The 14,022-nt window shown below is 68.7% G+C and carries 12 protein-coding genes; 7 read left to right on the top strand and 5 right to left on the bottom strand.

Going from position 1 to position 14,022, the window contains the following annotated elements; genetic code table 11:
* Window position 1: 1 nt before the first annotated feature.
* On the bottom strand, window positions 2-3,814 hold the full coding sequence (locus E0H45_RS00655) for a multifunctional oxoglutarate decarboxylase/oxoglutarate dehydrogenase thiamine pyrophosphate-binding subunit/dihydrolipoyllysine-residue succinyltransferase subunit (RefSeq protein WP_131334317.1): 3,813 nt from the start codon (window positions 3,812-3,814) through the stop codon (window positions 2-4).
* A gap of 404 nt (window positions 3,815-4,218) precedes the next feature.
* Window positions 4,219-4,578, bottom strand: a complete 360-nt coding sequence (locus tag E0H45_RS00650; protein ID WP_131334316.1) for a hypothetical protein — start codon at window positions 4,576-4,578, stop codon at window positions 4,219-4,221.
* Between the two features lie 70 nt (window positions 4,579-4,648).
* Between E0H45_RS00650 and E0H45_RS00645 the strand changes: the two genes are divergently transcribed.
* The 5 genes from E0H45_RS00645 to E0H45_RS00625 all read left to right on the top strand — a co-directional run bounded on the left by E0H45_RS00645 (window position 4,649) and on the right by E0H45_RS00625 (window position 10,570).
* A complete protein-coding gene (locus tag E0H45_RS00645) occupies window positions 4,649-5,629 on the top strand; it encodes a helix-turn-helix transcriptional regulator (protein ID WP_202872158.1) in 981 nt (326 codons plus the stop codon).
* A 123-nt stretch (window positions 5,630-5,752) separates the two neighbouring features.
* Window positions 5,753-6,424 (top strand): FadR/GntR family transcriptional regulator, encoded by a 672-nt coding sequence (locus E0H45_RS00640; RefSeq protein WP_131334315.1) that lies wholly within the window; start codon window positions 5,753-5,755, stop codon window positions 6,422-6,424.
* Between the two features lie 15 nt (window positions 6,425-6,439).
* Complete coding sequence (locus E0H45_RS00635; protein ID WP_131334314.1) at window positions 6,440-6,649, top strand: DUF6343 family protein; 210 nt, start codon at window positions 6,440-6,442, stop codon at window positions 6,647-6,649.
* 151 nt (window positions 6,650-6,800) lie between these two features.
* Window positions 6,801-8,381, top strand: a complete 1,581-nt coding sequence (locus tag E0H45_RS00630; protein ID WP_131334313.1) for an ABC-F family ATP-binding cassette domain-containing protein — start codon at window positions 6,801-6,803, stop codon at window positions 8,379-8,381.
* Between the two features lie 89 nt (window positions 8,382-8,470).
* Window positions 8,471-10,570, top strand: a complete 2,100-nt coding sequence (locus E0H45_RS00625) for a heavy metal translocating P-type ATPase (RefSeq protein ID WP_131334312.1) — start codon at window positions 8,471-8,473, stop codon at window positions 10,568-10,570.
* Here the strand turns inward: E0H45_RS00625 and E0H45_RS43550 are convergent.
* Window positions 10,547-11,092, bottom strand: a complete 546-nt coding sequence (locus tag E0H45_RS43550; RefSeq protein WP_131334311.1) for a TetR/AcrR family transcriptional regulator — start codon at window positions 11,090-11,092, stop codon at window positions 10,547-10,549. The genes E0H45_RS00625 and E0H45_RS43550 overlap by 24 nt on opposite strands.
* Before the next feature lie 65 nt (window positions 11,093-11,157).
* Between E0H45_RS43550 and E0H45_RS00615 the strand changes: the two genes are divergently transcribed.
* Window positions 11,158-11,457: a DUF2218 domain-containing protein gene (locus E0H45_RS00615; RefSeq protein WP_131334310.1), complete on the top strand. Its 300-nt coding sequence runs from the start codon at window positions 11,158-11,160 to the stop codon at window positions 11,455-11,457.
* A 60-nt stretch (window positions 11,458-11,517) separates the two neighbouring features.
* Here E0H45_RS00615 and E0H45_RS00610 read toward each other — a convergent pair whose 3' ends face one another.
* Window positions 11,518-12,129, bottom strand: a complete 612-nt coding sequence (locus E0H45_RS00610; protein WP_131334309.1) for a DUF305 domain-containing protein — start codon at window positions 12,127-12,129, stop codon at window positions 11,518-11,520.
* A 53-nt stretch (window positions 12,130-12,182) separates the two neighbouring features.
* Window positions 12,183-12,533, bottom strand: a complete 351-nt coding sequence (locus E0H45_RS00605) for a DUF6153 family protein (protein WP_131334308.1) — start codon at window positions 12,531-12,533, stop codon at window positions 12,183-12,185.
* A 122-nt stretch (window positions 12,534-12,655) separates the two neighbouring features.
* Between E0H45_RS00605 and E0H45_RS00600 the strand changes: the two genes are divergently transcribed.
* A complete protein-coding gene (locus E0H45_RS00600; RefSeq protein WP_131334307.1) occupies window positions 12,656-14,002 on the top strand; it encodes a purine-cytosine permease family protein in 1,347 nt (448 codons plus the stop codon).
* The last annotated feature ends 20 nt before the right edge of the window (window positions 14,003-14,022 follow it).

Raw genomic sequence — 14,022 nt, 5'->3', positions numbered from 1 at the left:
GTCAGCTGAACGCCTGCTTCAGCAGCGTCGCCTGCTCGGTGCCGTGCACACCGTGCGAGCCGACCGCCGGAGCCGACATGGCCGGCCGGGACACCCGGTAGAACGGCTTGCCGCCCAGGTGCTCGGTCAGGTTCAGCGCCATGAACGGCCACGGGCCCTGGTTCGCCGGCTCGTCCTGCACCCAGCGGATCTCGGTCGCATTCGGGTACTTCGCCAGCTCGGCGACGATCTCGTCGGCGGGCAGCGGGTAGAGCTGCTCGACCCGGAGGATCGCGGTGCTGATCTTGTCCGCCTCGACCTTCTTCCGCTCCGCGAGCAGGTCGTACACGATCCGGCCAGAGGCCAGGATCACCCGCTCCACTCCTGCCGCGCTCGCCTCGGCCTCGGTGTCGCCGATCACCGGCTTGAAGGTGCCGTGGGTCAGCTCCTCCGGCTGCGACACCGCCTCCTTGCGCCGCAGCAGCTGCTTCGGCGTGAAGACGATCATCGGGACGTGCTCCTCGCCGAGCGTGTGCCGGCGGAGCAGGTGGAAGTACGACGCCGGGGTCGACGGCTGCGCCACGGTCATCGCGTCCTCGGCGCACAGCTGCAGGAACCGCTCGATCCGGGCCGACGTGTGGTCCGGGCCCTGGCCCTCGTAGCCGTGCGGCAGCAGCAGCACGACACCGGACTTCTGGCCCCACTTCGCCTCACCGGACGAGATGTACTCGTCGATGACCGACTGGGCGCCGTTCACGAAGTCGCCGAACTGCGCCTCCCACAGCACCAGCGCCTCCGGCCGCGCCACGGAGTACCCGTACTCGAAGCCGAGTGCGGCGTACTCGCTGAGCAGTGAGTCGTAGACGTAGAAGTTCCCCTGGCCCTCGTCCAGGTGCTGCAGCGGGACGTGGTCCTGCCCGTTGACCCGGTCGATGACGGCGGCGAACCGCTGGACGAACGTGCCGCGGCGGCTGTCCTGACCGGCGAGCCGGACCGGGCGCCCGTCGAGCAGCAGCGAGCCGAAGGCGGTCATCTCCGCGCTGGCCCAGTCGAGCGGGCCCTCGGTGATCGCGTGCGCCCGGCGCTGCAGCTGCGGCTGCACCTTCGGGTGCACGGTGAAGCCTTCCGGCAGCGTGGTGTACGCGTCGGCGATCTTCTTCAGCGCCTCGCGGCTGATCGCGGTGGCGTCCGGACCCTCCGGCTTGTTCGGGTAGTCCGGAGCCGTCACGTACGGCGGCGGCGTGTCGGGCTCGTTCTTCGCGTCCCGCACCTCGGCGAACACCCGCTCCAGCCGCTGCTGGAAGTCCTGCATCGCCTGCTCGGCCTCTTCGATCGTGATGTCGCCACGACCGATCAGGGCCTCGGTGTACAGCTTGCGGACCGAGCGCTTCTGCTCGATCAGGTCGTACATCAGCGGCTGGGTGAAGCTCGGGTCGTCGCCCTCGTTGTGACCGCGGCGGCGGTAGCAGACCAGGTCGATGACGACGTCCTTGTTGAACGCCTGCCGGTACTCGAAGGCCAGGTCCGCGACCCGGATGCAGGCCTCGGGGTCGTCGCCGTTCACGTGGAAGATCGGCGCCTGCACCATCCGGGCCACGTCGGTGGAGTACATCGACGAGCGGGACGAGGCCGGCGAGGTGGTGAAGCCGACCTGGTTGTTCACGATCACGTGGATCGTGCCGCCGGTCCGGTAGCCGCGCAGCTGGGACAGGTTCAGCGTCTCCGCCACCACGCCCTGGCCGGCGAAGGCCGCGTCACCGTGCACCAGCACCGGCAGCACCGGGAACGCGGCGCCGCGGTCCAGGATGTCCTGCTTGGCCCGGACGATGCCCTCGAGCACCGGGTCGACGGTCTCCAGGTGCGACGGGTTCGCCGCCACCGAGACCTTGATCTTGTCGCCGAACTCGGAGACGAACTCGCCCTCGGCGCCCAGGTGGTACTTGACGTCGCCGGAGCCCTGCACGGTCCGCGGGTCGATGTTGCCCTCGAACTCGCGGAAGATCTGGCCGTACGACTTGCCGACGATGTTCGCCAGCACGTTCAGCCGGCCGCGGTGCGCCATTCCGATCGCGACCTCGTCCAGGCCTGCGCCGGCCGCCTCCTCGCAGAGCTCGTCGAGCAGCGGGATCGTGGTCTCCGCGCCCTCGAGCGAGAAGCGGCGCTGACCGACGTACTTGGTCTGCAGGAAGGTCTCGAAGGCCTCGGCCTCGTTCAGCTTGGCCAGGATCCGCAGCTGCTCCTCGCGGGGCGGCTTGGTGTGCGGGCGCTCGACCCGCTCCTGGATCCACTTGCGCTGCTCGGGGTCCTGGATGTGCATGTACTCGATACCGGTGGTCCGGCAGTACGAGTCGCGCAGGATGCCGAGGATCTCGCGGAGCTTCATGAACCGCCGGTCGTTGCCGCCGAACGAGCCGGTGGCGAACTCGCGGTCCAGGTCCCACAGCGTCAGGCCGTGGGTGGCGACGTCGAGGTCGGGGTGGCTGCGCTGCTTGTACTCCAGCGGGTCGGTGTCGGCCATGATGTGGCCGCGCACCCGGAACGCGTGGATCAGCTCCAGGATCCGGGCCTGCTTGCTGACGTCCTCCTCGTGGCTGTGCGGGAGGTCGGCGGCCCAGCGGATCGGCTCGTAGGGGATCCGCAGCGACTGGAAGATCTCGTCGTAGAAGCCCTCGCCGCCGAGCAGCAGCTGGTGGATCCGGCGCAGGAACTCACCCGACTGGGCGCCCTGGATGATCCGGTGGTCGTACGTCGAGGTCAGCGTCATCACCTTGCTGACCGCGAGCTTGGCCATCGTCTCCTCGGCCGCGCCCTGGTACTCCGACGGGTACTCCATCGCGCCGACGCCGATGATGCAGCCCTGGCCGGCCATCAGCCGCGGCACCGAGTGCTGGGTGCCGATCGTGCCGGGGTTGGTCAGGCTGATCGTGGTGCCCTGGAAGTCCGGCAGCGCGAGCTTGTTGTCCCGGGCCCGGCGGACGATGTCCTCGTAGGCCATCCAGAAGTCGGCGAACGTCATCGTCTCGGTCGCCTTGATCGACGGCACCAGCAGTTGCCGGGTGCCGTCCGGCTTCTGCATGTCGATGGCCAGGCCGAGGTTGATGTGCGCCGGGCGGACCAGGGTCGGCTTGCCGTCGGTCTCGTCGTACGACGCGTTCATGTCCGGCAGCGTCTTCAGCGCCTTGACCAGCGCCCAGCCGATCAGGTGGGTGAAGGACACCTTGCCGCCGCGGGCGCGCTTGAGGTGGTTGTTGACGACGATCCGGTTGTCGATCAGCAGCTTGACCGGCACCTGGCGAACGCTGGTCGCGGTCGGGACCTGGAGGCTGGCCTCCATGTTCTGCGCGGTCCGCGCCGGGGCACCGCGCAGGATCAGCCGCTCGGAGTCCGCGCCGGCCGCGGGGGCGGGCTTGGCCTGACCGCTGGGCGGCTGGTTCACCTTGCCTCCGGTCGGGGCGCCGGACTGGGCCGGTGCTTGCTTCGCTGCGGGCTGAGCTGCCGGCTGGGTCTTCGGCGCGGCGGCCGCTGCGGCGGCCGGCGTCGGCTGGGTCGCGGCGGTGGTCGCCGCGGGTGCGCTCGAGGCCGGCGCGGACGTCGCCGTACCGCGGCTCGGCGCCTCGGGCGTCTTGTTGTCGGACACGGCATCCGGCCGGGGAGCGTCGGCCGGGGCGGTGGTCACCGGCGTCGCGTCACCTGGCTTGTAGGTCTTGAAGAAGTCGAGCCACGCCGGATCCACCGAATTCGGGTCCTGCTGGTACTTCTCGTACAGCTCGTCGACCAGCCATTCGTTCGCACCGAAGGCTGCTAGGGGATTGGTGTCTGATGGCTCGGTGGCCACTTGGCAGTTCGCCTCTTCCGATTTCGGGTCCGGTACCGCGGTTCGTTAATCCTGATGTTATGGGTGGTGTCCCAAGCAAAGGCTAATAGCAGGGGGACCACTTCCACAGCTCGGGACCACCGGACCAGTGTGTCGAGTGGTCGGGCTCTCACGACCGGATCCATCGGCACCTGAAACACTGCCCACAAAGGTGTTTCAGGCCACACGCCGTCCTCTCACCGCCCGCCGGCGCGGAGAGCGACGGTCATAGCTCCGGGACGCCTTGCAGAGGTGGCTTTCCGGCGGTCCTCCGCGGGCCGGTCCGGACGGCGTCCTGAGCGTGGCTGCCCACTGTATGCAGTTGTCCACTCGCCACCCGTGACGATCACCACTGCGCAGAAGTGTGGTCAACGTCACGCTCCAAATCAGTCCACCTGGGCATGATTGGCCTTCATTGCCTGGACAGCCTCCGGACTCGGTGTGCTCATCAGCGGAGGCTGGGCGGTCGCCTCCTCAAGGGTTCGTAGCTCGGGGACGGCGTGGGTGCTGGAGACGCCGGCGGAGAGCGGGGTCTGCCAGATCTTCTCGAGGACCTGGACGAAGGCAGTGGCGTCCTCGCGGGTGTCGAAGTCGAGGTCGATGTGGACCGTGGCGGGGTCGTCGACGGGACGGCTGATGCGGTACGCGAGCACGTGGTGGTCGCGGCGGGCGCGGTCGTAGCGGTCGAAGGCCGCCTTCCACGCGTCGTAGTCGGCGATGGTGTTCTCGATGTGCAGTGTGATCATGCGATCAGCGTGAGCCTGCCGGGCGGCCTGTCCCATCCCCGATCCTGGGGATCTTTCGTACGCTCACGGTGTGCGGGATCGGGTGGAACGACTGTGTTCCGGCACGCTCGACGCCAAGGTGCTGCGCGAGCGGGCGCTGACCGAGCTGCGGCGTGCGGTGCCGTTCGACGCCCACGTCTGGACCCTCACCGACCCGGTCACCCGGATCGGCACCTCACCCCTGGCCGACATCCCGGGCCTGTCCTGGCCGGACCTCCCCGCCCTCATCCAGGCGCGGTACCTGAACCGAGGCACCCGCTGGACCGACCTCGTGGTGGGTGATGGGCCAGTCGTATGGCGTCGTCCGGATGACGTCGACGTGTTGACTGCGGTCTTTGCAGACCGCTTCGGCTGCTGGGCTTGGCTGGACCTGTGGCGCACGAGCAGCTCGCCCTTCACCTCGAACGAACGCGACCTGATCGCGTCCGTCGCACCATTCCTGACCACCGCCCTCCGAAGCGCCCAGGCAAGAACCTTCACCACCCCGATCCCGCCTCCAGCTGGCGGGCCGGCCGTTCTTGTTCTCGGCGCGGATCTGCAGGTCCAGGTCGGTACGCCCGCGGCTCGCGAAGCGCTGCACCGGTTGAACCCGCCGGATGATCCCGCCGTGGTCGAGCAGGCGATCCCGGCCGCGGCGTACAACCTGGCGGCAGCTCTCGTTGCCGCCGAGAACGGCGTACCGGTCGGGCCGCCCTGGTCGCGCGTCCACCTCGGCGCCGGCCGTTGGATCACCCTCCGAGCCGCCCGCACCGCACCCGACTCCGACATCGCGGTCACCATCGAGGAATCCACTCCCGCCGAACGACTGGAAGTCTTCGCCCTCGCGCACGCCCTGACACCCCGCGAACGCGAGATCCTCGCCGAGCTGACCACCGGCGCCGACTCCCGCCACATCGCCCAGCGCCTGGTCCTGTCCGAACACACCGTCAACGACCACGTCAAGGCGGTCCTCGCCAAGACCGGCGCCTCCACCCGCCCCACCCTCCTCGCCCGGGTCGCCGGCACGGGGTGATGTACCTAAGGACAGGAGGTGGTGGGTGAAATCGGCCCTGCGGCGGGCCGCCTCAGGCGGGAGGGCTTCGCCGGCCGAGCACTACCTCCTGTTCTTAGGCTCGGCTGGCGGCATACTGAACGGATGGCGTTGACGGATGAGGCGATCGTCAAGATCAAGGGGATGATCACCTCGGGGGAGCTCGGGCCGGGGGACCGGTTGCCGAAGGAGGCGGATCTCGCCGCCCGGCTGGGGTTGTCGCGGAACTCGCTGCGGGAGGCGGTCAAGGCGCTCACGCTCGTCAACGTGCTGGACGTCCGGCACGGCGACGGAACGTACGTGAGCAGCCTCGACTCGGCGCATCTGCTGGACGCGCTGAACTTCATGGTCGACCTGCACCGCGACGACTCGGTGCTGCAGTTCTTCGAGGTACGGCGCCTGCTCGAGCCCGGTGTGGCGGCGCTGGCCGCGACCCGGATCAGCCCGGAACAGGTCACCGAACTACGCCTGCTGACCAGCGATCTGGCGCCGGATGCCTCGGTCGAGGAACTGGTCGCGAACGACCTGCGGTTCCATCGCGGGATCGCCGAGGCGACCGGGAACCAGGTGGTCTGTTCGCTGCTCGACGGGATCTCCGGCGCCACCCAGCGGGCCCGGATCTGGCGCGGCGTCACCCAGGCCGGCGCGGTCGAGCGCACCCTCGCCGAGCATGCCGCGATCCTGGACGCCATCGAGATCCGCGACGCCGAGGCGGCCCGCGCCTGGATGACCGCCCACATCGCCGGCGTCGAAACCTGGCTCCGCAAGGCGTCCTAGGAGTACATCGGAGGTATGGCCTTCGAACCTCCTCCACCCCGGAGCGCATTGACGCTGCGGATCGTGCTGGCGACGTTCGGCCTGTTGCTTTGGATCGCGGCCGCCGTCCTGTCCGCCCTGCTCGATCTCCCTGGCGGGTGGGTGGTCGCGTTCGGGGTGCTTGCCGTGGTCGCGCTGGTCGACCTGGTGATCGTTGCCCGGCGCAAGCGTTCGGAAAATAGTTGATCAACCCAACCAGGATCCGTAAGCTTGGCGATGTCACATTCCCGAGGGCAGGGGTTCGAGTTGTCGAACTGAGGTCTTTCTCCGCAACTGATTGATCGCCACCTCATCTGGTGTGCGGTCTCGTTCGAGACCTCATCTGGAGTCGACACTCATGAGCTTTTCCTTGTCCTGTACCGACCTCTTCTTCGCCTGGCCCGACGGCGAAGTGCTGTTCGACGGCCTGACGTTCGTCGCCGGTCCGGTCCGTTCCGGCCTGGTCGGCCGCAACGGCGCGGGCAAATCGACGCTGCTCCGGTTGATCGCCGGCCGGCTCACCCCGCAGCGCGGGGCGATCCGGGTCAGCGGCGAGCTCGGGTACCTGCCGCAGGACCTGACCCTCGACACTTCGTTGCGGGTCGACCAGGCGCTCGGTATCGAGGCCGTCCGGCGGGCGATCACCGCGATCGAGTCGGGTGACGCCTCGGAGCAGAACTTCGCGATCGTCGGCGACGAGTGGGACGTCGACGAACGCGCCGAGGCGTTGCTCGGCAAGCTCGGGCTGGGGGCGATCGACCTCGACCGCAGCGTCGGCGAGCTGTCCGGCGGCGAGACGATCCTGCTCGGGCTCGCCGCCGAGTTGCTGCGGCGTCCCGACGTACTGCTGCTCGACGAGCCGACCAACAACCTCGACCTGCGGGCGCGGCGGCATCTGTACGACGCCGTCGACCAGTTCCGTGGTGCGTTGGTGATCGTCAGCCACGACCGCGAACTGCTGGATCGCGTCGACCAGATCGGGGACCTGCGCAAGGGCGACGTCACCTGGTACGGCGGGAACCTGACCGCCTACGAGGAGGCGGTCGCTGTCGAGCAGGAGGCCGCGGAGCGGATGCTGCGGGCGGCGGAGGCCGACGTACGCAAGCAGAAGAAGGATCTGGTCGAGGCGCGGATGAAGATGGATCAGCGCCGGGCCCGGGGGCAGCGTGCCTTCGAGCAGGGCGGGATCCCGAAGATCATCGCGGGCGGGCTGAAACGGTCCGCTCAGGTGTCGGCCGGCAAGCATCTCGGGATGCAGTCCGAGCGGCTCGACTCGGCGCAGGAAGCGCTCGCGGACGCGGAGGAGAAGGTTCACGACGACGACGCGATCCGGGTCGACCTGCCGAAGACCGCCGTACCGGCTGGGCGCGTCGTGCTGCGGCTGGAGGATCACGTACTGCGGACCGGGGCGCACGTCGACCTGGAGATCCGTGGTCCGGAGCGGATCGCGCTGACCGGGCCGAACGGCGCCGGGAAGACCACGCTGCTGCAGTCGATCGTGGCGGGGGAGTTGCCGGCTGTGCCGTTCCGGTACCTGCCGCAGCGGCTCGACCTGCTGCGGGACGACCTCTCGATCGTGGACAACCTGGCGTTGCTGGCTCCGAGCACGGAGAACCAGGAGCGGCGGTCGCGGCTCGCGCGGTTCCTGTTCCGTGGGCGGGCGGCGGATCAGTTGGTCAGCACGCTGTCCGGCGGCGAACGCTTCCGGGCGACGCTGGCGGCACTGCTCCTCGCTGAACCGCCGCCGCAGCTGCTGATGCTGGACGAGCCGACGAACAACCTCGACCTCGCCAGCGTGGCGCAGTTGAAGGACGCGTTGGCGTCGTACAACGGAGCACTTGTGATCGCCAGTCACGACGTGCCGTTCCTGCGCGACATCGGCATCACCCGGTGGGTCGAGCTGACCCCGGAGAACCTGACCGACATCGATCCGCTGTAGCCGGTTCGGGTGTCAGCCCCGTCACCTTCGGGTGGCGGGGCTCTTCCATGCCTTGATTTCCGATACCCCCTAGGGGTATCTTCTCGGGTATGAGCGAGCACGAGCAGCACGAACACGGTGGTCACGAGGACCACATGGACCACGGCGGACACGGTGGTCCTGGTGGTCATGGCGGGCACGGGGATCATGCGGCGCAGTTCAAGGACCGGTTCTGGATCAGCCTGGCGCTGGCGGTGCCGGTGGTGTTCTTCAGCGAGATGTTCGCGGACCTGCTGGGGTACATGCGGCCGGACTTCCCCGGCGCGGGGCTGATCGCGCCGGTGCTCGGCACGGTGATCTTCGCGTACGGCGGGCAGCCGTTCCTGACCGGTGGTTGGAGCGAACTGAAGTCGCGGCGCCCCGGGATGATGCTGCTGATCTCGATGGCGATCACCGTCGCGTTCGTCGCCTCGTGGGTGACCACGCTCCAGCTCGGCGGGTTCGACCTGGACTTCTGGTGGGAGCTCGCGCTGCTGATCGTGATCATGCTGCTCGGGCACTGGCTGGAGATGCGGGCGCTCGGCGCGGCGTCCGGTGCGCTCGACGCGCTGGCCGCGCTGCTTCCGGACTCGGCCGAGAAGGTGACCGACGACGGGGTTGTCGAGGTGTCGCTGCACGAGTTGCAGGCCGGTGACGTCGTACTGGTGCGTTCCGGCGGACGAGTGCCGGCAGACGGAACCGTCGTCGAAGGGCAGGCCGAGGTCGACGAGTCGATGATCACCGGCGAATCGAAGCCGGTATCGCGGGCCGTCGGCGACGCCGTCGTCGCGGGAACTGTTGCCACTGACAACGCTCTGCGCGTCGAGATCACCGCGGTCGGCGACGACACGGCGCTGGCCGGCATCCAGCGGTTGGTGGCCGAGGCGCAGGCCTCGTCCTCCCGTGCGCAGGCGCTGGCGGATCGCGCCGCCGCGTTCCTCTTCTACTTCGCGTCGATCGCCGGCCTCATCACGTTCGTGGTCTGGGCGTTGCTCGGCAAGCTCGACGAGGCCGTGACGCGAACGGTGACCGTCCTGGTGATCGCCTGCCCGCACGCCCTCGGGCTGGCCATCCCGCTGGTGATCGCGATCTCCACGGAGCGTGCGGCGAAGGCCGGCGTACTCGTGAAGAACCGGTTGGCGCTGGAGCGGATGCGGACGATCGACGCGGTCCTGTTCGACAAGACCGGCACGTTGACGAAGGGCGAGCCGGCCGTCACCGGGGTCGCGACGGTCGACGTGGTGTCGCACGACGAGTTGCTGGAGCTGGCGGCGGCGGTCGAGGCGGACAGCGAGCACCCATTGGCAAAGGCAATCGTTCGGGAGCGCGACGCCCGGGTGCTGGTCGGCGGCAACCCGGGTGGTGCGGTGGCGAGTGGCAAGCTCGTTGCGTCGGACTTCCGGTCGCTGACCGGGCGGGGTGTGCAGGCGACGGTCGGCGGTGCGGAGGTCGCGGTCGGCGGACCGGCGTACCTGCGGGAGAACGGTTTGACCGAGCCGGACGCACTCGACGCGGAGGTCGCGGGTTGGAAGGCTCGCGGGGCGGCCGTGCTGCACGTGGTCCGGGACGGGCAGGTGCTGGGTGCGATCGCTCTCGAGGACGAGATCCGCGAAGAGTCCCGGCAGGCGGTCGCCGCGCTGCACAAGCGTGGGGTGAAGGTCGCGATGATCACCGGCGACGCGCATCAGGTCGCCGAGGCGGTGGCCAAGGAGCTGGGCATCGACGAGGTGTTCGCCGAGGTGCTGCCGCAGGACAAGGACGCCAAGGTCGCGGAGCTGCAGGCCCGCGGGCTGAAGGTCGCGATGGTCGGTGACGGCGTGAACGACGCCCCGGCGCTGGCCCGGGCCGAGGTCGGCATCGCGATCGGCGCCGGCACCGACGTCGCGATCGAGTCCGCCGGTGTCGTCCTCGCCGCCGACGACCCGCGCGCTGTCCTTTCGGTCATCGATCTGTCCAAGGCGAGCTACCGGAAGATGTGGCAGAACCTCGTCTGGGCCACCGGCTACAACGTGATCACGGTCCCGCTCGCCGCCGGAGTCCTCGCCTTCGCCGGGGTGGTCGTCTCACCCGCCGCCGGCGCCCTCCTGATGTCGATCTCCACGATCGTCGTAGCCCTCAACGCCCAACTGCTCCGCCGCCTCAACCTCTCACCCACGCGGCTCGCTTCTTAGCCCGTCCAGCGTGACCATCACCAGGCGCCGTACCGCGGCTTTCGACGGTACGGCGCCTGCTGCTTGGAGAGCGTGCACGCAGTACGTCGCCAACTCCTTCGGCGGTACGTCGACGCGCACCTCACCCAGCCGCTCCGCGACAAAGGAAATCAGGTGCTCGCGGGCATGACTGACCTGCTCCGACCGATGCAGCGACTGGGCGGCCTCCGTCGGCGGATGTTCGTGGCAGATGAACGCGTACGCCTCCAGTACGTCGTCGATGCGGTGGGTCCGCTCCCAGATCTCGGAGAGCTGTTGCAGGTGCCCGGCGACCTGACGCTGGTGCCAGGCGGCGAGGGTCGAGTCGACGTCGGCGAAGTACTTGTAGAGCGTCGCCCGCCCGACACCGGCGCGGTGCGCGACCTCGGCCATGGTGATACCGGTCAGGCCGCGTTCGGCGACGAGGGCGGCGGTGGCGTCGAGGATCGCTTCCCGGACCGCGTGGCGGTGGGTGGCGATGCTGTCGTTCCACAACTTCGGCATGGCTGGATTCTAGCCGGACAGTCTGCCTATGATCGAGACACAGTGTCTCGAAAAAGGAGGATGCCGTGGCGGCTCTCGAAGCACGGCTCGGTACGGCGCGCGCGGATCGGTATCTCGTCCAGCTGACGAGCCACATGGCGCACGGCCCGGGCGGGTTGAAGGTGCTGTCCACGTCCGACGACGAGCTGGTCGTCGACCTCGGTACGGCGACCTGGTCGGTGCGCGCGACGCCCGAGGAGCTGGTCCTGCGGCTCGAGGCGGCGGACGCGGGCGAGCTCGAGCAGCAGAGCACCCGAGTCGCGGAGCGGGTCGAGCAGATCGCCCGCCGCGACGGGTTGCAGGTGACCTGGAGCCCGGCGCCCTAGCCCGCTCTCCGGAAAGAATTTGCCGCTGGGCGACGATTTCTTTCCGGAGAACGGGGCTGGTCAGGCGGTCGGCAGCCTGCCGAGGAGCCTTTGCATCGTGGCGATCTCGGTGGTTTGAGCGGTCTGGATCTTCTTCGCCAAGGCGACCGAGGCGGCGTCCTTACCGCTGGTCTGTTCGGTCTTGGCCATGGCGACCGCGCCCTGGTGGTGCTTGATCATCATCTCGACCCACATGCGGTCGAACATGCTGCCGGTCGCCTTGTTCAGGTCGTCCATCTCCTGCGGGCTCATCATCCCGGTCATGGTGTGACCGCTGTGTTCACCCGGCGTCGGCACCGGCTTGCCCCAGCCGGTCAGCCACCCGGAGAGTTGCTCGATCTCCGGCGCCTGCGCGGCCTTGATCGCGGTCGCGAGGTTCTTGACCTCCGCGGTCGTTGCCTTCCGCAACGCCAGGTCCGCCATCGTCACGGCCTGCTGGTGGTGCGGGATCATCTGCGTCGCGAACGCCACATCCGCGGCGTTGAAGGCAGCGGCGGCCGACACCGGCGTACTAGGGCTGCCATGGTTCATCCCCGGCATCGAGCCGGCCTCCGAGTCGCCACAGCCGGCGACGCCGAACACTGCGGCGAGAAGAGCGGCCGAGGCCGCGGTCGTACGGTAGACGTGCGTCATCACATTCCTAGGGGTCGTCGAAATCGGGTACGGCGGAACAGGCGCACGTCGGCCTATATCCGCAGTACACCCAACGACCGCGCCGACCCAGGCGGTGACCGCTCACCCAGCACGAACCGTGCACTCGTGGCAGGCAACGACACCGCCCGCCAGACCAGCTGACTCCGCAGTCCCAGCGCCAATGCGAGCAACAGCACGAGCCCGGTCAGGACCGCCAGACAGGCCCCGCCCATGTCGTGCATCTCGTCCATCGGATCGACATGCACCCCGGCCGGCTCGGTATGTGTCATCGCCATCGCCGGCGTGGCCATCGCGGCATCGTGGTGAGACGTCAGTCCATGCATGGCGAAGACACCGGCGACTACTGTGAGTACGCCGAGTAACCGCAGCATGTGACCGGGCATCGCGACAAGGGTAGCGAGTTGGGCCGGTTGCACAGTCGGCGCCCGTCGGGTGTGCAGATTCCACGGTGAGGCCAGGGATCAACCGTCGTACGTTCGATGAAATCCCAGGGCTGGAGGTTTCCATGGCCGGTACATCTGTTGGTGCGGACGACTACGCGCTCGCCAGGGTCCCTGACCACGCGCGGTACTCGTGGTGGTCGGTCGCGACCCAGCGCTTCGGGCAGATCTCGGCGCTCAGTCAGTTCCTGCTCGGCGCGACGCTCGGGTTCGGGATGAGTTTCTGGACCGCGTTCTGGGCGCTCACGCTCGGCGCGGTGATCCTCGAACTCGTCGCGATCCTGATCGGCGTCATCGGCGTCCGCGAGGGCCTGCAGACCTCGGTGATCGCGCGCTGGACCGGGTTCGGCCAGGCCGGCTCGTCGCTGATCGGCCTGGCGATCGGGATCAGCCTGATCGGCTGGTTCGGGATCCAGTCGGCGGTGTCCGCGGCCGGTCTGAGCCAGCTGATCGGCATCCTGCCGACCTGGGGCTGGTCGCTCGTCTTCGGCCTCGCCGTCACCCTCGTAGTCCTGCGCGGCTTCCACTCGATGGCCTGGGTCGCCTACGTGACCGTCCCGGCCTTCCTGGTCCTGGTCGGCTGGTCGATCATCAGCGAACTGTCCGACCACAGCCTCGGCTCGCTGGTCAACGCCGCACCGGCCGGTCCGCCCCTGAGCCTGCTGGAGGGTACGACGCTGGTCGCCGGCGGATTCATCGTCGGCGCGGTGATCACCCCGGACATGACCCGCTTCAACCGGACGGTCGGCGACGTGGTCAAGCAGACCGTGCTCGGCATCACCCTCGGCGAGTACGTGATCGGTCTGGTCGGCGTACTGCTGGCGCACGCGATCGGCTCGGCGAACGTGGTCACCATCGTCACCTCGTCGGTCGGCTGGGTCGGCACGCTGGTGATCATCCTGGGCACGATCAAGATCAACGACTGGAACCTCTACAGCTCCGGCCTCGGCGTGGTGAACTTCATCGGCACCGTCTTCGGTCGGCACGTCAACCGGGCGGCCGTCACGCTGGTCGTCGGTGTCCTCGGCAGTGTGCTCGCGGCCGGCGGGATCCTGGACAAGTTCACCGACTTCCTGATCGTGCTCGGGGTCGCGTTCCCGCCGATCGCGGGGATCATGGTCGCGGAGTACTTCGTGGTGAAGCGCTGGCGCCCCGACCTCGACGCGTCCCGCGCGAGCGGCACGCTGCCCGCGACCGCCCCGACCTGGGTGCCGGCCACGATCGTGATCTGGATCGGCGCCGCGCTGATCGGCAAGTACGTCGCGTGGGGCCTGCCGAGCATCAACTCGCTCGTCGTCGGCTTCCTGGCCTACGTCGTGGCAGGCAGGCTCGGACTGATCCGCGGCCTGGGGACCAGCCGCACGATGGACAGCGAGCCGGCCGGCGTCGACGCCGTACCCGCCACCAGCTGAGCAACTGAGTCATTCAACGG

It is taken from the genome of Kribbella soli (genome assembly GCF_004331345.1).
In the GTDB taxonomy this organism is placed as follows: Bacteria; Actinomycetota; Actinomycetes; order Propionibacteriales; family Kribbellaceae; genus Kribbella; species Kribbella soli.
The sequence above is the reverse complement of the archived record's forward strand: the minus strand, read 5'-3'. Positions and strand labels throughout refer to the sequence as shown.